The sequence below is a fragment of the Nitrospina sp. 32_T5 genome (assembly GCF_052156635.1).
GTDB lineage: Bacteria > Nitrospinota > Nitrospinia > Nitrospinales > Nitrospinaceae > Nitrospina.
The window spans coordinates 466,200-486,218 of sequence record NZ_JBQKUO010000003.1 but is presented as its reverse complement, the minus strand read 5'-3'; the positions used below and the strand labels follow the sequence as shown (position 1 = coordinate 486,218).

Annotated in this window: 19 protein-coding genes; 14 read left to right on the top strand and 5 right to left on the bottom strand. The window is 58.5% G+C overall.

What is annotated here, in order from left to right; all coding sequences use genetic code 11:
* From ACTRW9_RS10550 to ACTRW9_RS10540, 3 genes are read right to left on the bottom strand one after another with little or no spacing between them, the layout of a single operon-like run.
* Nucleotides 1-1,110, bottom strand: a complete 1,110-nt coding sequence (locus tag ACTRW9_RS10550) for a radical SAM protein (RefSeq protein WP_442426198.1) — start codon at nucleotides 1,108-1,110, stop codon at nucleotides 1-3.
* A 23-nt stretch (nucleotides 1,111-1,133) separates the two neighbouring features.
* Nucleotides 1,134-1,583, bottom strand: coding sequence for an NUDIX domain-containing protein (locus tag ACTRW9_RS10545; protein ID WP_442429297.1), 450 nt, complete (start codon nucleotides 1,581-1,583; stop codon nucleotides 1,134-1,136).
* 30 nt (nucleotides 1,584-1,613) lie between these two features.
* Entirely contained in the window at nucleotides 1,614-3,026 is a 1,413-nt protein-coding gene (locus ACTRW9_RS10540) for a radical SAM protein (RefSeq protein ID WP_442429296.1), read from the bottom strand.
* Between the two features lie 399 nt (nucleotides 3,027-3,425).
* Between ACTRW9_RS10540 and ACTRW9_RS10535 the strand changes: the two genes are divergently transcribed.
* The 8 genes from ACTRW9_RS10535 to ACTRW9_RS10500 all read left to right on the top strand — a co-directional run bounded on the left by ACTRW9_RS10535 (nucleotide 3,426) and on the right by ACTRW9_RS10500 (nucleotide 10,864).
* Nucleotides 3,426-4,415 (top strand): hypothetical protein, encoded by a 990-nt coding sequence (locus ACTRW9_RS10535; RefSeq protein WP_442429295.1) that lies wholly within the window; start codon nucleotides 3,426-3,428, stop codon nucleotides 4,413-4,415.
* 23 nt (nucleotides 4,416-4,438) lie between these two features.
* Nucleotides 4,439-4,921: an adenylyltransferase/cytidyltransferase family protein gene (locus ACTRW9_RS10530; protein WP_442426194.1), complete on the top strand. Its 483-nt coding sequence runs from the start codon at nucleotides 4,439-4,441 to the stop codon at nucleotides 4,919-4,921.
* Between the two features lie 13 nt (nucleotides 4,922-4,934).
* Nucleotides 4,935-6,467 (top strand): PfkB family carbohydrate kinase, encoded by a 1,533-nt coding sequence (locus ACTRW9_RS10525; protein ID WP_442429294.1) that lies wholly within the window; start codon nucleotides 4,935-4,937, stop codon nucleotides 6,465-6,467.
* Nucleotides 6,468-6,480: 13 nt separating this feature from the next.
* Nucleotides 6,481-7,065 carry a D-sedoheptulose-7-phosphate isomerase gene (locus ACTRW9_RS10520; protein ID WP_442429293.1) on the top strand — a complete coding sequence of 195 codons (585 nt, stop codon included), beginning with the start codon at nucleotides 6,481-6,483 and terminating at the stop codon, nucleotides 7,063-7,065.
* Nucleotides 7,066-7,101: 36 nt separating this feature from the next.
* On the top strand, nucleotides 7,102-7,917 hold the full coding sequence (locus ACTRW9_RS10515) for a glycosyltransferase family 2 protein (RefSeq protein ID WP_442429292.1): 816 nt from the start codon (nucleotides 7,102-7,104) through the stop codon (nucleotides 7,915-7,917).
* 83 nt (nucleotides 7,918-8,000) lie between these two features.
* A complete protein-coding gene (locus ACTRW9_RS10510; protein ID WP_442429291.1) occupies nucleotides 8,001-8,519 on the top strand; it encodes a hypothetical protein in 519 nt (172 codons plus the stop codon).
* 4 nt (nucleotides 8,520-8,523) lie between these two features.
* Entirely contained in the window at nucleotides 8,524-9,054 is a 531-nt protein-coding gene (locus ACTRW9_RS10505) for a hypothetical protein (protein WP_442429290.1), read from the top strand.
* Between the two features lie 115 nt (nucleotides 9,055-9,169).
* A complete protein-coding gene (locus tag ACTRW9_RS10500) occupies nucleotides 9,170-10,864 on the top strand; it encodes a B12-binding domain-containing radical SAM protein (protein WP_442429289.1) in 1,695 nt (564 codons plus the stop codon).
* Nucleotides 10,865-10,963: 99 nt separating this feature from the next.
* Here ACTRW9_RS10500 and ACTRW9_RS10495 read toward each other — a convergent pair whose 3' ends face one another.
* Nucleotides 10,964-11,614, bottom strand: a complete 651-nt coding sequence (locus ACTRW9_RS10495) for a response regulator (RefSeq protein ID WP_442426187.1) — start codon at nucleotides 11,612-11,614, stop codon at nucleotides 10,964-10,966.
* Complete coding sequence (locus ACTRW9_RS10490; RefSeq protein ID WP_442426186.1) at nucleotides 11,598-12,998, bottom strand: sensor histidine kinase; 1,401 nt, start codon at nucleotides 12,996-12,998, stop codon at nucleotides 11,598-11,600. Before ACTRW9_RS10490 ends, ACTRW9_RS10495 begins: the two co-directional genes overlap by 17 nt.
* A 717-nt stretch (nucleotides 12,999-13,715) precedes the next feature.
* On the opposite strand from ACTRW9_RS10490, the gene ACTRW9_RS10485 reads away from it, so the two are divergent.
* From ACTRW9_RS10485 to ACTRW9_RS10460, 6 genes are all read left to right on the top strand, one after another.
* Nucleotides 13,716-14,570 (top strand): SAM-dependent methyltransferase, encoded by an 855-nt coding sequence (locus tag ACTRW9_RS10485; RefSeq protein WP_442426185.1) that lies wholly within the window; start codon nucleotides 13,716-13,718, stop codon nucleotides 14,568-14,570.
* Between the two features lie 107 nt (nucleotides 14,571-14,677).
* Nucleotides 14,678-16,231, top strand: a complete 1,554-nt coding sequence (locus ACTRW9_RS10480; RefSeq protein WP_442429288.1) for a BCCT family transporter — start codon at nucleotides 14,678-14,680, stop codon at nucleotides 16,229-16,231.
* 198 nt (nucleotides 16,232-16,429) lie between these two features.
* Nucleotides 16,430-16,858 carry a GlcG/HbpS family heme-binding protein gene (locus ACTRW9_RS10475; RefSeq protein ID WP_442426183.1) on the top strand — a complete coding sequence of 143 codons (429 nt, stop codon included), beginning with the start codon at nucleotides 16,430-16,432 and terminating at the stop codon, nucleotides 16,856-16,858.
* Between the two features lie 125 nt (nucleotides 16,859-16,983).
* Nucleotides 16,984-17,763: a class I SAM-dependent methyltransferase gene (locus tag ACTRW9_RS10470; protein ID WP_442429287.1), complete on the top strand. Its 780-nt coding sequence runs from the start codon at nucleotides 16,984-16,986 to the stop codon at nucleotides 17,761-17,763.
* A gap of 570 nt (nucleotides 17,764-18,333) precedes the next feature.
* Entirely contained in the window at nucleotides 18,334-18,852 is a 519-nt protein-coding gene (locus ACTRW9_RS10465; protein ID WP_442429286.1) for an RNA polymerase sigma factor, read from the top strand.
* A gap of 126 nt (nucleotides 18,853-18,978) precedes the next feature.
* Nucleotides 18,979-19,992: a FecR family protein gene (locus ACTRW9_RS10460; protein WP_442429285.1), complete on the top strand. Its 1,014-nt coding sequence runs from the start codon at nucleotides 18,979-18,981 to the stop codon at nucleotides 19,990-19,992.
* Nucleotides 19,993-20,019: the final 27 nt, after the last annotated feature.

The window sequence follows — 20,019 nt, the reverse complement described above, 5'->3', positions numbered from 1 at the left end:
TCAGATGAAGTTGACGTGGGCGGGCGGGTGCTTGATGTCCCACAGGTAACGGTTCACCTCGTCCATGCGGCAGTTCTTGCGGCACTCGGAGATGTTGAGTTCGTTCTCGACGTACTCGAGGTTGGCCATGCGTTTTTCACCTTCCCAGATTTCCTGGAAGGTGTTTTCGGTGATGTTGCCGTACTTGAAACGGTCGTCCAGCAGGTACGCACTGCAACCGTACACCGCACCGTCCGCCATGACGTAGGCCCAGAAGTTCGGCGTCGAGTAGCATTTCTGGTAGTAGTGGCTGTCATCGAACAGCTTGGTCAGCGTGTTGTCGCGGAAGACAACGGAAAAGTTATCCGTGTTGAGCGCGGCCAGGTCGTCCTTCAACTGGATGGACTTGGAGTAATCGATGTTTTCGTATTTGCGCGTGATGCTTTTCTTGTGCTGGGAGTAGGGCTTGATGACGAGGTAGTCCATGCCGACGTCGCGCATGCGCTGGCCCAGTGTAACCGCTTCGTGCTCGTTTTCCGGGAGCAGGACCATCTGCGCGCCGAGCGTGCAGGTGTCGCCGCGCTTTGCTTTCAGGTTGGCGGCGGTCTCGAGGTTGCTCAACACCTTGTTGAAGTCGTCGGCTTTCGTCTGGTGGACCTGCGCGTAGGATTCCGCGGTGCCGGCATTGATGCTGGTCTTGATCCAGGTGATGGCGTCCAGCGCCGCCTCCGACCACTTTTTGGTCATGGGCACGGCGTTGGTGGTGATGGCGATGTCGATGCCCGACTTTTTCGTGTGCTGGATGATGTCCGGCAGGTCCTTGTGCAGCAGCGGCTCGCCTTCGCCCGCATACATGATGCTTCGTACGCCGAGGCGGCCCATCTCCGTCAGCCGGTTTTTGAGCAGGTCCGTGTCCAAATGGACGACCTTGTAGCCGATGTAATCGACGGCGCAGAAGGTGCAGCGGTGGTTGCAGGCGCCCGTCGGGGCGATTTCCATATAGATGGGGTACACCGTGCGCGACCCGGACAGCCATTCGTTGACGCGGTCGACGTGGTAGTTCAGCTTGTGTCCGTCGATTTTGTGCTTGTCGCTCACGGTTTCGGTTTTTTCGTTGATCTGGATTCCCATTGCTTCCTTTCGAGTGCTCCTGTTCAGGATAACGCCTCGGTTTTCCCTGTCAAAAACAAATCGAGAAACCGCAGGCTGATGGGGTGGACGTTGAGTTCCCGGATGACGTCCGGCGGGAAAAAGTCCACCTTCTGTCCCTCGTTGCACCGCACTTCGGACACCGGAGTGCGCAGGCGGGCGGTGAATGCGTTGTACACGCCGGGGGGTTCCGGGTCGGCTGCCGTGTAACGCAGGGTGGTCAGTGGCTGCAGTGCGTCCACCTCGATTTCAAATTCCTCGTGCAGTTCGCGCAGGATGGCGTCGGTAAGCGGTTCGCCCGGTTCCACATGGCCGCCCGGCGAGCAGGTCCAGTACCCCGGATACTGGATACCGGGTTTGTTGTCGCGCAACTGGCACAGGATGCGGCCGTCGGCGTCGCTCACGATCGCGCCCACAAACACGGGCAGGGATTCGCTCTGGCTGAAATCGGTCACACGTCCCCCTCCCCGGGGGTGCGGCGTGGATCAGATGAAGTTGACGTGTTCCGGCGCGTTCTTCAGGTCCCACAGGAACTTGTTGACGTAGTCCTGCCGGCAGCCGATGGCGCAGTCCTTGTGCACGTCCACCGAGTTGGCGACGTCCTCGTGCACCTCCCAGTAACGGTCGCCCATCACCATGTCGTAAAACGAGTCGGTGTGCAGGTCGCCGATGTAAAAGCGGTCCTTGTTGAAGAACGGGCCGCAGGGATACACCTTGCCGTTGCCGGAGATCTGCAGCAGGAACGGCGTGCCGTAGCACACGTCGTATTTCCGGTAGCCGTCCTTGTACAGGTCGGATTCGCCCGCCGCCATGATCTTGTTCCACTTCACCTGCACGACGTAGTTGTCGTTGCTGTAGCCTTCGGCTTCGTGGAGCATCTCCTCGAGAGACAGGTAATTTTCGTAATTGATGCCGATCTCCTTGTACTCGGAGTCGGAGCAGTGCTTGATGACGAAGTAATCGACGTCCAGCTCCGCGCCCAGCTTGGCTTCCGGGATGACTTCATCGAAGCATTCCGGGATGAGCACCATCTGCAGGCCGATCGTGCACTGGTAATTGTTTTCCTTCTTGATGCGCACCAGCTCGCGGATGTTTTCCACCAGCAGGTGGAAGTTTTCCTCGGTGGACTGGTGCACGCGGCGGAAGCCTTCCGGCGTGCCCGCGGACAGGTTGATGCGGATGAAGGTCATGTCGCGCAGCAGTTCGTGCGCGCGGTCCATGTCGATGATCAGCCCGTTGGTGGCCATGGAGGTGTCCACGCCCATCTGCTTGGCGAGCACGGTGGCGTCGTACATGGCCGGGTTCAGCGTCGGTTCGCCGTCGCCGATGAAGCCGATGGAACGCACGCCAAGCTTGCCGCAGTCCTCGATGTAGCGGAGCAGGGCGTCGCGCTGGATCATGGTGCCCTTGGTCATGTTCTGCACCACCGCATAGCAGTACAGGCAGGCGGTGTTGCAGAATTTGGTGAGGCCCATGTCGATGTGAATCGGCGCGAAACGGCCACCCTGCATCCAGGACATCACCCGGTCCAGATGGTGCATCATCTTGTGGCCGTCGAAACGGAACCGTTCTTTCTGGTTGCGGTAGCTCGGCCCGGTGAACATGTTCGGAACCGGTTCCTGAGCTTCCTCTTCCTCTCCTGCGCTTTTGCGGATGATGCCGACTTGGTCCTCGAACTGGACGTACTCCACTTCCTGGTCGTCCATTTTGTCGATTTTTTTGGAGTCGACCGCCTGGTCTTTCAGCTTGATCTGCGTTTCGTGCAGGGCCTTGCGGTCGACGATGGTGTTGGACGTACGCAGTTTGTGTCCCGGTGTTTTGGCAAGCGGAACATCCTTGGGGATGTGGGTGTTTGCGTCGAGACCAAAACGGTTTTTATTCGAATCAGATTCGCTCATTAGCGTGCCTTTATGGACATAGGGTTGATGCAATCGGGTTTAGGCCGGAAAACTGAAAACCCTAGCGGGGTCGGGTTTTTTCGGATGCGTGCCTGTTCAGGCTGTCTGGCCGTTCAGATATTATGCCAAGGACCGCTTGTGAAATCAATCAAAACCGGATAGGAACTCCTGAAACGGCAAAGAGTTAAGAGGCGTTTTTCATTGAAGAACCGCGTCCTTAATTGTTTGCCGGTTTTATCAGGGCCTGCGGGAACGGTTGCCGGGACACACCCGGAAAGGGGGAAACGATTTCCAATTTGCCAGACGCTCCCTTTAATTATACAATTCACAGACTTAGGGGCCCCCGGCAGGCGGAGGGTCCCGGCTCTCCACTTTCTTTGACCGGCCACGGGCTGACCGATGCAAACACCGTCATTCAACCTGACCTCCCTGAAAATCAAACCGTTGGCCGAAAGACAGCACGATCTGCAAGTGGATTGCATCCGCGACCTGCAACGCGGTGCGTCTCCGCTCATGGTGGAGGTGCTGCGGCCGGTGGCGGAATGTCTGATGCAGGCGAAGGAATCCGGCCGTGCCCGCATTCTGATGATGGGGGCGCACGTCATCCGGTCCGGGGTCCAGCGCTACCTCATCGACCTGATGGAGCGCGGTTACCTCGATTGTCTGGCGTTCAACGGTGCGGGGATCATTCACGATTACGAGTTCGCACGTATCGGCGCCACCACGGAAAGCGTGGCGCGGTACATCCAGACCGGGGAGTTCGGTTTCTGGAAAGAGACGGCGGAGCTCAACGACATCGTCAACGCCGCGTACAAAAAAGACCCGCACACCGGGTTGGGGCAGGCGGTGGGAAGGGCCATAGGAAACAGCGATTTCCCGCACAAGGACATCAGTCTGTTCGCGCACGCCGAGCGGCTGGGAATTCCGGCCACGGTGCACGTCTGCATCGGACAGGACATCATCCACCAGCACCCGAATTTCGACGGCGCGGCGACAGGGGCTCTTTCGTACACGGATTTTCTCAGGTTCGCCGCCTGCGTCAAGCGGCTGGAAGGCGGGGTGGTGATGAATTTCGGCAGTGCCGTCATGGCCCCGGAAGTGTACCTCAAGGCACTCAGCATGGCGCGCAACCTGGCGCATCAGGAAGGCGGCGAGGTGCGGCGCTTCACCACGCTGGTCTGCGATCTGCACGACCTGCCCTCGAACTTCCGCAAGGAAGCGCCACGGTCGAGCGCCGGTTATTATTACCGCCCCTGGAAAACGATGCTGGTGCGCACCGTCGCCGACGGAGGTGAAAGCCACTACGTGAAAGGCTCCCATGCGGACACCATCCCCGCGTTGTGGCAGGCCATCCAAAATTTGGAACACAAATCGGGCAAAACCCGTTAAGCTGTTTTTTTAGGAACTCCGGAATGTCGGACACCAAGGTCTTCGAGCTGGCCGCGCTGGCGGAAAAACTGAAAGAGGAAAAGGCCCGCGGGCGCAAGGTGGTCCTGTGCCACGGTTGTTTCGACCTCATGCACCCCGGCCACATCAAGTATCTGCAGGCGGCGAAGAAAATGGGCGACGTGCTGGTGGTCACCGTCAGTCCCGACCGCTACGTGGATAAAGGTCCGGGCCGCCCGGTATTCGGGGAGCGGCTGCGCGCCGAGTCGCTGGCCGCGCTCGAATGTGTCGATTACGCCGGTGTCAACGAGTGGCCGACGGCGGAGGAAACCCTGCGCCTGCTTCGGCCGGACATCTACGTGAAGGGGCAGGAGTTCGAAAAGCTGGAAGACAAGACCGGCAAGATCCAGAAGGAGTTCAAGGTGCTGGAGGAGATCGGCGCGGAAATGCGATTCACCCACGAAATCGTGTTCTCCTCCACGGAACTCATCAACAAATACATCAAATAACCAGGCAGGGGCTATGGCTGTCGATCCGCAGGAAAAAATCCTTACCTTTGAAGACCTCGCCGCCAAAGTGCGCGAGCTCAAGGCCGAAGGCAGGAAAGTGGTGTTGTCGCACGGTGTGTTCGATCTCATTCATCCCGGTATCATCCAGCATCTCAACACGGCCTGCAGTATGGGCGATGTGATGATCGTGACGGTCATCAAGGACAAGGACGTGAGGCGCGGTCCCGGGCGGCCGGTGTTCCCGGAGGCCCTGCGGCTCAACAATGTGGCGTCGCTCGGGCAGATCGACTACGTCTGCCTGGTGGACGACGACCGGCCGTTCGAATGCGTGCGCATCCTCAACCCCGATGTGTTCGCCAAGGGGCAGGCGCACCAGGAACGCGACCAGGAAGTGAACCGGAAAATCTTCGAGGAGGAGCGCGACCTGTTCTGGGGCGAAATCCAGATCCGCGAGACCGACGGGTTCTCCATGCGCTCGTCGCACATCCTGCGCAATTTCTTCGACCTCTACCCGGAAGACACCAAGCTCTTCCTGAAGAACTTTTTCAAGCGTTACACGTTCAAGGAAATCGCCGACTACCTGCACGGCATGGAGAACCTGCGGGTGTGCCTGATCGGCGACGGCATCATCGACGAATACCATTACTGCGAACCGATGGGCAAGGCGGGCAAGGCGAACCTGGTGGTCAACCGGTTCCTCAGCCACGAAGTGTTTGCGGGTGGCGCGTTCGCCATCGCCAACCATGTGGCGGGACTGTGCAAGGAGGTGCACCTGGTGACGCTTCTGGGGCTGGACAATCCGCGCGCCGAGTTCATCCGCGACAATTTGAAGCCGAACGTCACCACGCGGTTCTTTTACCGCGAAGACGGCCCGACCATCACCAAGACCCGTTTCGTGCACCAGTACCTGAACCAGAAACTGTTCGAGGTCAATTACATCAACGACACGAAACTGCCGCCGTCTCTCGACCAGGAAGTCGCGGATTACCTGAAGAAGCAGGTGCAGGGATACGACCTGGTCCTTCTTTCGGATTTCGGGCACGGGTTCGTGTCGGAGACCATCTATAAGGCGCTGGTGGACAATGCGAAGGTGCTGGCGGTCAACACGCAGACCAATGCCGCGAATTCCGGTTACAATCTCATCACCAAATACGCCAGGCCGCATTATGTCTGCCTGGACGAGCCCGAAGTGCGGCTGGCGGCGCAGGACAAGCACGGCGCCATCGACGAGATCGCGCTCACCATCAAGGAGCAGATCCAGGCCAACCACCTGGTGGTGACCCTGGGCAAGCGCGGCTCGCTGGGAGTCAACGGCAAACAGCAGGTGTTCCGCACGCCCATCTTCTCGACCAACGTGGTCGACACCATCGGCGCGGGCGACGCCTACTTCGCCTACACCGCGCCGTGCGTGGCGCAGTCGATGCCGATGGACATGGTGACCTTCGTCGGCAATGCGGTCGGGGCGCTCGCGGTGCAGATCATGGGCAACAAGCGCTCGGTTGAGAAAAACGAAGTTCTGGAACTGATTCATTCACTGGCCAAATAACAGGGGTTGTTATATGCAACGTATGGTTGAGGAGTATTTCGGCAATTTGAAAAAGGCGATGGACGGCATCATGGTGACCGGCCAGAACGGGGAGACCTACAGTTTTCCCGACGGCGTGGTGGCGGCGGTGGAGCTGATCAACAAGCAGTCGCAGGCGGGAAAACGCCTGATGTTCATCGGCAACGGGGCGAGCGCCTCCATCGCCAGCCACATGGCGACGGATTTCACCAAGGCCGGCGGCAAGCGCGCCACCGCGTTCAATGACGGTGCCCTCCTGACCTGCATCGGCAACGATTTCGGCTACGAGTACGTATTTCAGAAACCGATCGAGTTCCTGGCCGATCCCGGCGACATCCTGTTCGCCATCAGCAGTTCCGGCAATTCGGAAAACATTCACAATGGGGTCAAGGCGGCGCGCGAACGCGGGTGTCATGTGGTGACGTTTTCCGGGTTCAAGGAGGAAAACCCGTTGCGGGCCAAAGGCGACCTCAATTTCTACGTGCCGTTTCCGGGGTACGGGCCGGTTGAGGTGCTGCACCACGCCATCTGTCACTGCATACTCGATACCATGATCATGAACCAGCAGGCCGGCGCGTAGCCGTCGCCTGGGGGCACCAACCTGGGGGGGCAGGGGATGCCGGATACCGACAAGCTTATGGGGGACCATCCAACACTCAGCGTCATCATGCCGGCGTTGAACGAAGAAGCGCACGTCGCGCTCGCCCTGCAGAACACGCTGGATGCGCTGGACCATTTTTCCATCCCGGGCGAGATCATTGCCGTCAACGACGGCAGCCGCGACCGCACGCCGCAAATCATTGAGGAGTTCATGGGCCGCGACCCGCGCGTGCGGGTGATCCATCACGAAAACCCGCGCGGCATCGGCGCGTCTTTCTGGGAAGGGGTCGACGACGCGGCCAACGAAATCGTCATCATGCTTCCCGGCGACAATGAAAACGATCCCTGGGAAATCATGCAGTACATCCGCCTGCTGGAGCACGTGGACATCGTCATCCCGTTTGTGTACAACCGCGGCGTGCGCAGCGCCTTCCGCAACATCCTTTCGTTTGTATACCGCAGTGTCATCAACTCCACCTTCATGGTCAATTTCAATTACACCAACGGCACGGTGCTCTACCGCAAGTGCATCCTGAAAGAACTCGAATACCGGAGCGCCAGCTTTTTCTTCCAGACCGACATCCTGATCCGCGCAGTGAAAAAGGGATACCTGTTTGCGGAAGTGCCGTACCGCCTGGGCCTGCGGCTGGAAGGGAAATCCAAGGCGGTGTCGTACCCGTCGCTCCTGCGAGTGGCGCGGGGTTACCTCCGCCTGGTGCGGGATTTCTATTTCAGCAAGAAAAGCAAGGTGGCAAATGACGAATTTGTCGCGGGCAGTTCCACCTCGCGTCGCTACGCCACCGAAAACACCTTGTATAAAGTAAAAAAATAAAACGGGTGGAACCCCCGTGGCGCCGCCACCCACCTTTGGGGTGTTCGGCGTAATCCTTTTCTTTCAACCTGTATCCGTCTCTAATGCAAGTTCTTGTCTGGGGCCTGGCCCTGCTGATTCTGGCATTGGTCCTGCACCTCATCGTCTGGAAGATCCGCCTGCCCAAGCGCCAGACCAAGGTGCTGTTGCAGATTTTCTTCGGCACGCTGGTGGTGGGTTCCGCCGTGTTGTGGACGAACCCGGAAGCCTCTCTGTTCGGTGTGACCGCGCCCACCCGATGGACGCAGTTCCTGCACATCGCTCTGCTGTTCACCGCGTTCACGCTGGCGTACATGATCACTTACTCCGGTCTGGAAGCGGACAGCCCGTCGCTCGTCATGGTGCAGGCCGTAGCCGAGGCGGGCGAACCGGGCCTGCCTGTGGAAACGTTTTTTGAGCGCATGAACGACGACGTGCTGGTGAAGCCGCGCCTGCGTGATCTTCTGACCGACAAGATGGCGGTGCTGGAGGACGGGCGCTACCGCCTGACGCCGAAAGGCCGCCTGATGGCGCGCCTGTTCGTGGTGTACCGGTCGCTGTTCAAGGCCGGAAAGGGAGGCTGAGACCATGGTGACGGCGCGCGAAATCGCCCATGTTCTGAACCCCGTTTTGTGCCTGGCGATCAATGTATTGATCCAGATTGCCGTGGCCCGGTGGGGCCGGTGGGGTCTCCTCAAATCCGTGTACCTCGGCTTTGCGGCGGGCATGGGAGCCCTGCTGGCCGGGGAATGGGTGATCGCCCAGGGTTCGGGTTTGGCATTGAACGAGGCCGTAGCGCTTTTGTTTGTGAATGCGGTCACTTACGGCATGCTGGGCTACTGCTATTTCCACTTCATCAACCTGGGCGAAACCGCCCGGCGCATCCGCCTGCTGCGCGAACTCCACGAGGCGGGAGGGACGCTGGCCCTCGACGAGTTGCTGGGACGCTACAACGCCTCGCAAATGGTTGAAATCCGGTTGAAACGGCTGCTCGGCACCGGCCAGATCGTGGAACGGGACGGGCGGTATTTTATCGGCAAGCCGGTCATGCTCTGGATAGCCCAGGCCATTGTGGTGACCAAACGCATTGTTCTTGGAAAAAGCAGCGAATTTGATTGAAATTATTCCGCCTTCCTTTATCATTATAGAACACACCTTTTGGGGCCAGGAGGGCGGTCCCGCAACTCAGGCATTCGCGTAAGTTCGAGCCCCCTATACGAAAGGTTTCGAACCCATGTTGTTCATCAATCCGGCATACGAAAAATTCGGCGGAATGCTTTCTCGGTACATCCCGGTGGGCATTCCCGTATCGATTGGCGTCATCTCGGCGTATCTTCGCAAATACGGGGTGAAGGACATTCGCGTGGTGGACGAGGAAATCGAGACCATCACCGAGGACAACTTCCGTCAGTTTACCGAGGGACTCGAGCAGCCGCTGATCATCGGCATCACCGTGCTGACAGCGCAGGCGGGGCGGGCCTACACCATCGGCCGCATGTACAAGGAAGCGTATCCGGACTGCACGATCGTCATGGGCGGGGTTCACGTCACCGCTTTACCTGAGGAACCGCTTCGCAACGGCTCGGCCGATATCGTGGTGCGCGGCGAAGGGGAAGAGACCATGCGCCAGCTCTATCACGCCCTTCGCGAAGGCGGCGACGCCTGGAAAAAAATCCGCGGCATCACCTTCCTCGACGAGGACGGCGAGCTGGTCGCCAACGAGGACAACGACCTGATCGACAACCTCGACGACGTGCCGATTTTTCCCTACGAGCTGTTTGAACATCCCAAGTACGACATGGGATTCCTCACGGGTGCGCGCGGCTGCCCGTACAAATGCAGCTATTGCAGTCAACGGATTCTCACCGGCCTGACCTACCGCTGGCATTCGATGGAACGCATCATCGAGAACGTCAAGATCCTGGTCAACAAATACAAGATCGAGAACATCACGTTTTACGACGACATCTTCAGCGTCAACAAGCGGCGGGTCATCGAGTTGTGCGACGGCATCGTGGAAGCCGGCCTGCATGAGAAGTGCGCCTTTGCGGTCCAGACCCGCGCCGACAACATTTATGAAGAGATCCTTCCGGCGATGAAACGCGCCAATTTCCAGACCATCGGCATGGGCATGGAAACCGGCGTCGAGCGCATTGCCAAGGAAGCCAACAAGGACCAGACGGTGGCCCAGCACATGGAAGCGGTGAGGCTGTGCAAGAAATACGGCTTCAAGGTGTCGCTGTTCATGATTTACGGTTTCCCGGGCGAGAGCAAGGAAGACCGGGACGAGTCGTGGCGGGTGGTCAACGGGGCGAACGTCGGGTTCGTCAAGTTCAACAACCTGATCCCGTACCCGGGCACCCCGATTTACGATGTGGCGCAGAGTGAAGGCCGCCTGCACATCATGGAAGGCTGGCGCAACTTCAACAGCACCCTGTCCATCACCCGCAGCATCTTCGACACCATGCCGCTGGCTTACGTGCCGAAGGGCGTGACGGAGTTCGAACTGAAGCGCGACATCATCCGGCGCAACCTGCAGTACTACTTCCAGTGGAAGATCATCAAGTCCATCATGCTCCGCGACAAGGGCGTGGGCTGGGTTTCCCTGCCGCCGAACTGGTTTTTCAAACCGCGCGAGGTGGCGTCGCTCACCGGCATGGCGTTCATCTTGGGCACCAACCTGCTGTTCTCCATGCTGCCGCCGTTCGTCGGCAACGCCGTGTTCGCGCTCCTGAAACGCGGACGCTCGGAAGCGGCTCCGAAAGATGTGAAGATGAAGGACCGCACGTTCCGCCGCGCACGGGTGCCCAAGGACGCACCCCCGTCAGCGACAGAGACGGAGCCTTCCGTTTCCGTGGCGGACACCGAGGCCAAGGAACGGCCGCAACAGGGCCGGGCCGAATGGCTGCGGTGGTCCTCGCCCAGCTGATCCGGCCGGATTCCTTCCCGATCCACTTTCATTCCTGAAATTGTCAGCACGCAGAAGGTGTGTTTCCGGCGCCGCATGTATTGCCGTTAGGAAAACGCTTTAGCGGACCAGCCCGTTCTTGAGCGCGTAGTGGATGAGCTCGGCGTTGTTTTTCATCCCCATTTTTTCCAGGATGTTTGAACGGTGGGTGCTGATGGTGGTGATGCTGAGCGACAGCTCGTCCGCGATTTCCTTGGTCTTCTTGCCCGAAGAGATCATGCAGAACACCTGGAACTCCCGTTCGGAAAGAACCGCGTGCAAAGGCTGTCCCTCCTTCTTGTCTAGTTCCTGGATCAGTTTTTCCCCGAGGGACGGGCTGATGAACTTGCCGCCGTCGGAAACCGTGCGGATGGCCTGAACCAGTTGTTCCGGTGCGCTGGATTTGGTGAGGTACCCGGAGGCGCCGGCCTTGATCAGGCGCACGCCGTAATGATCTTCCGGAAAAATACTGAGAATGATGACGCCGAGGTTGGGGTGGCTGTACTTCAACTGCGACATCACCTCCCACCCGCTTTTCTCCGGCATCTCGATGTCCATCAGCATGACATCGATTTCCAGGTCCTTGATTTTATCCAGCACCTCGTTGCCGTGGGAGGCTTCGCCCACCACTTCCATGTCGGCGTTCTGGACGATGATGTGCTTGATGCCCTGGCGAACGACCGCGTGATCGTCCACCACGAAAATACGAATCTTGCTACTGGATGTTTTCATATAGTTTCTGTTTCACTGGAATTACGGCGCGAACGGTGGTGCCGGATGTGGGTTGGCCCTCGATCGTGGTTTCGCCATCCAGCGCGCGGGCGCGTTCCTGGATGCCAAGCAGACCGAGGGACTGCGAGTTGTACAACAGATGCTTCTGAATTCCGCGTCCGTCATCGCAGATTTCCAGAATCACTTCGTTTTCCTTTTCTTCCACGCAGATGGTCACGTTTTTCGCTCCGGAATGGCGCGCCACGTTGGTCATCGCCTCCTGGTAGATGCGAAACAGGGTGGTGGACAGGTTGCGTTCGAGAATGACTTTCTCCGGGATGAATTTGACGTGGCATTGCATCCCCGTCCGCTTCTCGAACTCCGCCGTTTCCCAGCGGATGGCTTCGGACAAGCCCAGTACGTCGAGGATCTGCGGCCGGAGTTCTGTCGCGATGCGTTGCACCGATTGAATGGTGCTGTCGATCAACTGGCTCATCGACCGGGTGCGCTGGGGTACGCCGTCGGAACCCTGCTTGACGTCGTTGACCAGGCAGGCGAGTTCCATTTTGAGCGCGGTGAGCGTCTGCCCCAGTTCGTCGTGGACTTCACGCGCGATGCGGGTCTTTTCCTCTTCGCGGATCGATTGAAGCTGGTTGGTCAGCCGGCGTAGCTGGTTGCCGTACTCCGTGAGCTTGACCTCCGCCTGTTTGCGTTCCTCGACTTCTTTTTCCAGGTTCACGTTGGCTTCGTGCAGCGCATGAATCCACTTGTCGCGAAACCGCTCAAAGCGGAACACGACCAGGGCCATCGACATCGACAGAAGAAACATGACGCCCATCAGCGTGATCTGCGTGACTTTGAAGTACTGCAGGTCGGTGGCCATCAATTCCTGCAAACGGTGTTTGATGCGGTCGGCCTTGCGGTTGAAGCTCAGGTACACTTCGTCGTAGTACTTGTCCATGGGCGACCCGGTCCCCGACGTGGCACGGTTGGACAGGCGCGTGTGGGCGATCTTTCGGAACTCGGCGATGTTGTTGCGCACCTCCCGGATGACTTCGCGGATTTCCGGATCGTTGAGCGGCATGATGGTGCCTTCCTCATTCTGTCCGCCTTCCAGCATGGCGTTGGCGTACCAGTCCGCCTGGTCCAGGAATCTCCACACGCCTTCCGTGTCCTTGGTCTGGTCGCCGCCAAGGATTTCCTCCACCCACATGTGCGCGGCCACAACCTTCAGTTTGACTTCCGTGTCGGCGTTGATGAGGGGGGCGTAAACGGTATTCATCTCGAGTCCCTTCCAGAAGCTGAAGCCCATCATGGCAAGCATGGCAATCCCCAGAAAAATATTGGCGATGGGAATCCACCAATGCGAGGTTTCCAGGTTGATGTTGTATTTGCTCAGTTTCATGGTCTGGGTCCCGTGTCGCGAGGCCGGGGATTTCCCGGTGCCCGCGGTCAGAAATTGCCAGCCGTTATCAAAGGAAGCACATGAATCCTTGAAATGCCTTGAGTCCCGGTAAACGGGGCAAAACCGGGGCGTTTCCCTTCAAAATGACTGAAAGTGGTCCAATGCAGGATCTTTTGGAAGTCCAATGTTACCAGACAACGCGCCGGAGACGCCAAAAAAACAGTTACCTCGAAGAGGTTGAAGGGATTGCTCCTGCCGATGGTCGGGATTCGGCGGAACGTATCCACCTTTTCCATTGCAACGCGTTGGTGCGGGCTGGATGGTTTTCTCCGATCGGTGCCGGGCCGTTTCGAGGGGAGCGGGTCTTTGCCGAAATTCGGCGAACGTTCTACAATAGGTGCAAGTGCAGGGCCATTCCATCCTTGAATTGATTAAAAAAGGGTCGAAATCTTTCGATCCCGTTGGCGACGGCCCCGGTTTTTGCCTGATTGGAGAAAAAACGGGTTGGGTTAACGGCGTTTTTCCAAGCGGTTGGTACGGGGTCCGCCTGTGCGGGCACCCCGGCCGCCTTGAAAAGGCACTCCCAAATGCATATAATTGAAATTCTTTCACAATTCTTTGTCCCACACACTTCTCCATCATGTCTTTGTGAATCGTGATTTTCACACGACCCAATCGAAATAGTGTGTGAGCGTTCATTTATCTGGGGGATCCAATATGAGCAGTTTGACCAAAAACGATACGTCCACCGCGGTTGAAAAAGCGGAGGAGTATTACGACAGTTCCAACGCGGACGAATTTTATTTCAAAATCTGGGGCGGCGAGCACATCCACATCGGCCAGTACAATTACGAAGAAGAGCCGATCGGCATTGCGAGCAAGCGCATCGTGAACCACATGATGAGCCTCCTGGATCTGAATATATTCAAGCGGGTTCTGGATCTCGGCGCAGGTTACGGCGGCGGCGCGCGCTACCTCGCCACGCAGCGCGGGTGTCATGTGACCTGCCTCAACCTCAGCGAAACGCAGAACAACCGCAACCGGGAATTCAACAAGGAACGCGGGCTCGACCGGCTGGTCGACGTCGCTCACGGGAGCTTCGAGGAGATTCCGTTCGAGGACAAGTCGTTCGACGTGATCTGGTCTCAGGATTCGTTTCTGCACAGCGCCGACCGCGCGCGCGTGGTTTCGGAAGCGTACCGCGTGCTGAAACCGGGCGGTCTGTTCATCTTCACCGACATCATGAAAAAGGACGATTGCCCGGAAGACGCGCTCGGTCCCATTCTCGCGCGCATTCATTTGTCCACACTGGGGTCGTTCCGGTTTTATTACGATGAAGCCAGCAGGCAGGGATTCCGGCTGAAACGGATGGAGGACCACTCGAATCAGCTCACCATGCATTACAGCCGCGTTCGCGACGAGACCCTGAAGCATTACGATGAGGTGGTGAAGTTGTGCGGGCAGGAATACATTGACCGCATGCTGACCGGACTTGGGCACTGGGTGGACGCAGGCAAAAGCGGACGCCTGGCCTGGGGCATCACTATGTTCGAGAAACCCGCGGCTTCGTGAGCGTTCGGTTTCATTCAAATACCTTCCTGTATTCCAAGGGCCCCGGACATCCCGAAAAACCGGCATCCCCGCGCCGGTGGTCCGGGGGCAGGTTGTGAGGCCCCGTCATGAAACATGAAATCCCAACCCGGCCGCTGTGGTTTTTTACGCGCACCAATCCGCCGGTGTTCGTGACCGCCGCGGCCATCATGTTTCTCTTCATCCTGTACGGAACCCTGTTCACCAAAACGGCGCAGGATGTTTTTACGGCGGTGCAGACGTTCGTCACCGGCCATTTCAGCTGGGTGTTCACCATCACCACCTGCCTGCTTCTGTTCTTCGCGCTGTTCCTGCTGTTCAGCCCATACGGGAAAATCCGGCTGGGCAAGGACAGCGACCGTCCCGAATTCAGCTTTGCCACGTGGTTCGCCATGCTGTTCAGCGCCGGTATGGGCATCGGTCTCATTTACTGGAGCGTGGCGGAACCCATCAGCCATTACAAGAACCCGCCGATCAGCGTGCCGGAAACCGAACGCGCCGCCGAACAGGCCATGCAGCTGACGTTCTTCCACTGGGGCCTGCATGCGTGGGCGATCTACTGCGTCGTCGGCATGGCGCTGGCGTACTTTGCGTTTCGCAAGGGACTGCCGCTGACCATCCGTTCCGCATTTTATCCCTTACTGGGCGACCGGATTTACGGCCCGTTCGGTCACGTGATCGACATCTTTTCCGTGGTCAGCACGATGTTCGGCGTGGCAACGTCTCTCGGACTGGGTGCGATGCAGGTGAACTCCGGCCTGCATTTCATCGCCGGTGTGCCGCAGTCGGTGTGGGTGCAGGTGGCGCTCATCTCGTTCATCACGCTGATCGCCACGTTTTCGGTGATGCTGGGATTGCATAAAGGCATCAGCCGCCTCAGCCATTTCAATTTGTGGGTGGCGGGGATTTTTCTTTTGTTCGTGTTTCTTGCCGGGCCGACACTTTATATACTGACCACGTTCGGCACGACACTCGCCAACTACGCGCAGAACTTTCTCGTGCTCAGCGTCGCCAGCGAAACCATGTACGACGTGGAATGGCGTTCCAGCTGGACGACGTTTTACTGGGCGTGGTGGATTGCCTGGTCGCCGTTCGTCGGCATGTTCATCGCCCGCGTGTCACGCGGCCGCACCATCCGGGAGTTCATACTCGGTTGCCTTCTCGCGCCGTGCCTGGCGACGTTCGCATGGCTCAGCGTGTTCGGCGGCACAGCGATCCACCTCGACCTGGTCGAAGGCGGCGCGATCGCCGAGGCGGTGGACAAGAACGTGAGCACCGCGCTGTTCTTCATGCTGGAATCGCTACCGCTGGACGCCATCACCGCCACCATCGCCACCGTCGTCATCATCACCTTCTTCGTCACTTCGTCCGACTCCGGCAGTTTCGTGATCGACATGATCACCGCCGGCGGCGACCCCGACCCACCGAAACTGCAACGCCTGTTCTGGGCGGTCACCGAAGGCGTCATCGCCATCGTGCTGCTGATTGCAGGCGGGTTGAACGCATTGCAGACCGCCGCCATCACCACCGGTCTGCCCTTCGCCATCGTTCTGATCGGCCTCATTTATGGATTGCGTGTTGCGCTTCTCAACGAACGCCGCCAGCAAAAACGGGAACAGGCCACTCGCGAGCAGGAAGCCTGACGCGGCGGGTCGTGCTGTAAAAACCCCTCTATTTTCATTCGTTCTATTTCCTACATTCTCTCAGCGGGAATATCTCTTTAAATCAGCCTTAAAAAACCTTGAAGTTTCTTTCCGGGCCGATACAATTTACACGGAACTTGATTGAAATTCGGCAATTCACTCCCCCCCCGAAAAATGGATTGTCAGGAAAGGACACTCATGGCAGAACTCAAGACGTACAAGGACCTCGACGATGAAGCGACGCGGCACATCCTGCGCACCGCCACGACCAAGGCCCGCGAAATCGGGTCGAACATGAACATCGCTGTCGTCGGCGCGGACGGTCACCTGAAAGCCTTCTTCCGCATGGACGAAGCCTGGATGGGAAGCATCGACATCGCCATCCGCAAGGCCAAAACCTCGCGCTATTTCAATTTGCCCACGGGCGAGATCGGCAATCTCAGCCAACCGGGCGGGCCGTTTTACCAGATCGAACACTGCAACGACGGACTCATCACCTTTCCCGGCGGCGTGCCGCTGAAAACGAAAGACGGAGACGTGGTCGGCGCCATCGGCGTGTCCGGCGATGTGGTGGAGAAGGATCACGAAGTCGCCGCCGCGGGCGCGCAGTACCTGCTGGACAATTAGTCCAACGGGCACAAATGCGGCAGGCATGAAGTAAGCAGGAGAAAAAAGGGATACAACGGGCAGACGCATTCTGAGGGGGGTGCGGCCGCTGCCAAGTCCTGAAAAATTTAAGGGGGGGAAAATATATGGAATCGCATTGGGCCTTGCCGGAAGGCAATCCCTGGTCGACGCCGTTCGCTCAGGCGTTGTTGCATCATCTGGACCTGTTTCCCGGCGCACGGGTGCTGGACGTCGCCGCGGGCGGGGGCATCCCCGCGTTTTACATCGCGGACCAGGTGGGTCCGCAGGGGTATGTACTGGCGGTGGACATCCACCACAACCAGGTTTTGAGGGCGCGGGGCATGCAGGGCACGCGCATGCCCTGGCTTCAGTTTGAAGTGGGCGACATGCGCCAGCTGCCGCCCAACCTGCCGAAATTCGACCGCATCAGCGGCAACATCGCTTTCATGTTTTTCCGGCCGGACCGGCCCGCCGCACTCAAAGACATCCTTCAGTTTTTAAAGCCCGGCGGGCAGATCGTTCTCACCTGGCCTACCAGGGGCACGTTCGATTCCCTGTGGCAGAGAGTGGAGCGGGAAATGCGGTCGAGAAACCTGACCGTGGAACTCGAGCGCTTTCAGGAATACCTCGATGAACGGCCGTCCACCGACGACGCCCGCGCCTGGTTGTGCGAACTGGGTATGGAAAAAATCGAGACTGCGGAATGGCCGCTGGAGATCGAGACCGGACCGGGCAAGGAATTTCTCGGCCACCCGTTACTGCGAGGCGGGTTCCTGGATGACGTGTACGAATGTTTTGACGACCAGGAGAAGGCGGAAGAATTCATGCAAACCATCGCCGACGATCTCAACAGCATCCTTCCCCTCACCGCCCAGCGCGGGGTGGTGAGCGGGTGGAAACCTTGACAGCCTTCCCTTAAGTCAGAAACATTTTCCGGCTCCCCCACCCCATCGGAGCCGTCGCGCCCGCTCGCCTTCTTTCATCTTCCTTTCCCTCTGAAATCAATCCGCGTAAGAGAGATTGGCTTTTGTCGTTGTTTTTCCGTGAAAATCCGCGGCGGGTTGGACTCGTCTGCCGGGGAATCAGGGGGGATGGTGAGAGAAAAAACTTGACTGTATACTAATAATGATTATGATAACCACTTTCAATAAAGGGATGTCGCCCCCACCGGGGGCGGGATCGGCTGGAGCGAGGCCCCCAGGTTCCGGGGCACCCCCGGGATTTCCGGCCCTGAGAACGTTCCCCACACAGGCGGGGCGGTGTTTGCCGTTCTCCACAAATCGTGCAAGGCGGTCCAGGGTCTTGAAACAAGTCTGGCAGGTGAAAGCCGGAACTGGACCGGAGGGGTGAATGGTTCAACTGCTTTGCTCCATCGCCGTCTTCCGGAAACGGGTCATTGCTTTCTTGAGATACCTGGAGGAACCAAATGCAGTTCAACAGTCCAAGTGCGCTAACGGGGAGGTTTCTCCGATATCATGTCCTACTCATATTATGATTCCAATTTGCACGCCGTCCTTGTTTCCAATTATGAGGACCTGAAAGCATATCTGATCCACAAGTTCGGGTGCCGGCTTCTGGCCGAAGATGTGGTGCAGGAAACCTGGTTGAAGGTGAACCAGCTCGCCGAGCCCCGCTCGGTCGCCCATCCACGGGCTTACCTGTTTAAAATGGCGGCCAACCTGGCCATCGATCACCTGCGCTCAGAAAAATCCCGCAAGCGGCATATTTGTGTGGAATCGGTCCCGGAGGAAATTGGCAATGGCATGCCGTTGCCCGACCGGGTGATCGATTATCAACAGCGGCTCGCGGTGTTGCGCCGGGCGGTCGATGAGTTGCCCCCGCGTTGCCGGGAAGTGTTTCTGCTGCACAAGTTTGAGGATTGCACCCACGCCGAAATTGCGGAACGTCTGGATATCTCCCGCAACATGGTGGAAAAACACATTATCCGGGGGCTGGCCCACTGCCGGGACCGTCTCCAGCAGGCTATTCAATAATCGAGGGTAAGGTATAATGGGGTCCACTGCGTCTTAGGTAGTAGGGGTTCATCCGAAGCCGGGTCGTCCGCCCGGTTGCAAGGACAGGCCTCACCACTTTTGACCTGAACCGTAGAGGCGACCTGCATGACCCGCGATCCGCGTGACGAACCCCATTCCGTGTCCGATGAAGCCATCGCCTGGTTCACCCGCCTCCAGTCTGGCGATGTCACCGAAGAGACCCTCCGTCAATTTGAAACCTGGCGCGCGAGCAGTCCCCTTCACGCAGTGGAGTATGACCGTATCAGCTCCATCTGGAATGACCTGGACGGACTGAAGCCCGGTATCGATTCCAAATTGGCTGGAAAAGAATCCCCTGTTCCCGCCTCGATGCCTTTTCCCGTCCGGACGGGCAGGCGGGCCGGGTTCCGCGGGGGCACTTCCCTGGTCATCCTGCTGGTGATCCTGCTGGGTGGCAGTCTCTGGTTGCCGGATGCCTGGGTGCGGATCACGAGCGACCACTACACGAATACCGGGGAGCGGAGGACACTGGCTCTGGCCGATGGGTCGACGGTTTATCTCGATACCGACTCCGCCCTGTCGGTGGAATTTTCCCCTCAAGCCAGGCGGCTCGTGCTCGACCGCGGTTGCGCCCTGTTTGTCGTTGCGAAAGACATGGAGCGGCCTTTCGAGGTGGTTGCCGACGGCGGTACGGTCAGGGCTTTGGGCACGGCATTCGAGGTGCGCAGGAGGTCCGGCCGCGTGGTGGTGACCGTGCTCGAAAGCAGGGTGCAGGTTGTACGCGACTCTTCGAAGACGAACCTGGTCTCCGGACAGCAGGTTCACTATGATTCGAATGCGGGCCTTTCCGATATTGATATGGTGGACCGCGGGAAGATCGCCTCGTGGCGGCGCGGCAAACTGGTGTTCAACAACCAGACGCTGGCGGAGGTGATCGAAGAGGTCAATCGCTACCGCAAAGGCGCCATCCTCATCCTCGACCCAAAGCTCCGCGCTTCCAGGGTCAGCGGTATTTTCGATATCACCGACCCGGAACTGGTGCTCCACGCCCTCAAGGACACCCTGCCGATTCGTATCCACAGGGTGACCGACTACCTGATCCTCCTGGACCGGAACGAAACCCCGCCCCCAACCGGCTGATCCCCTTTCCGAACCAATCCCGCAAAA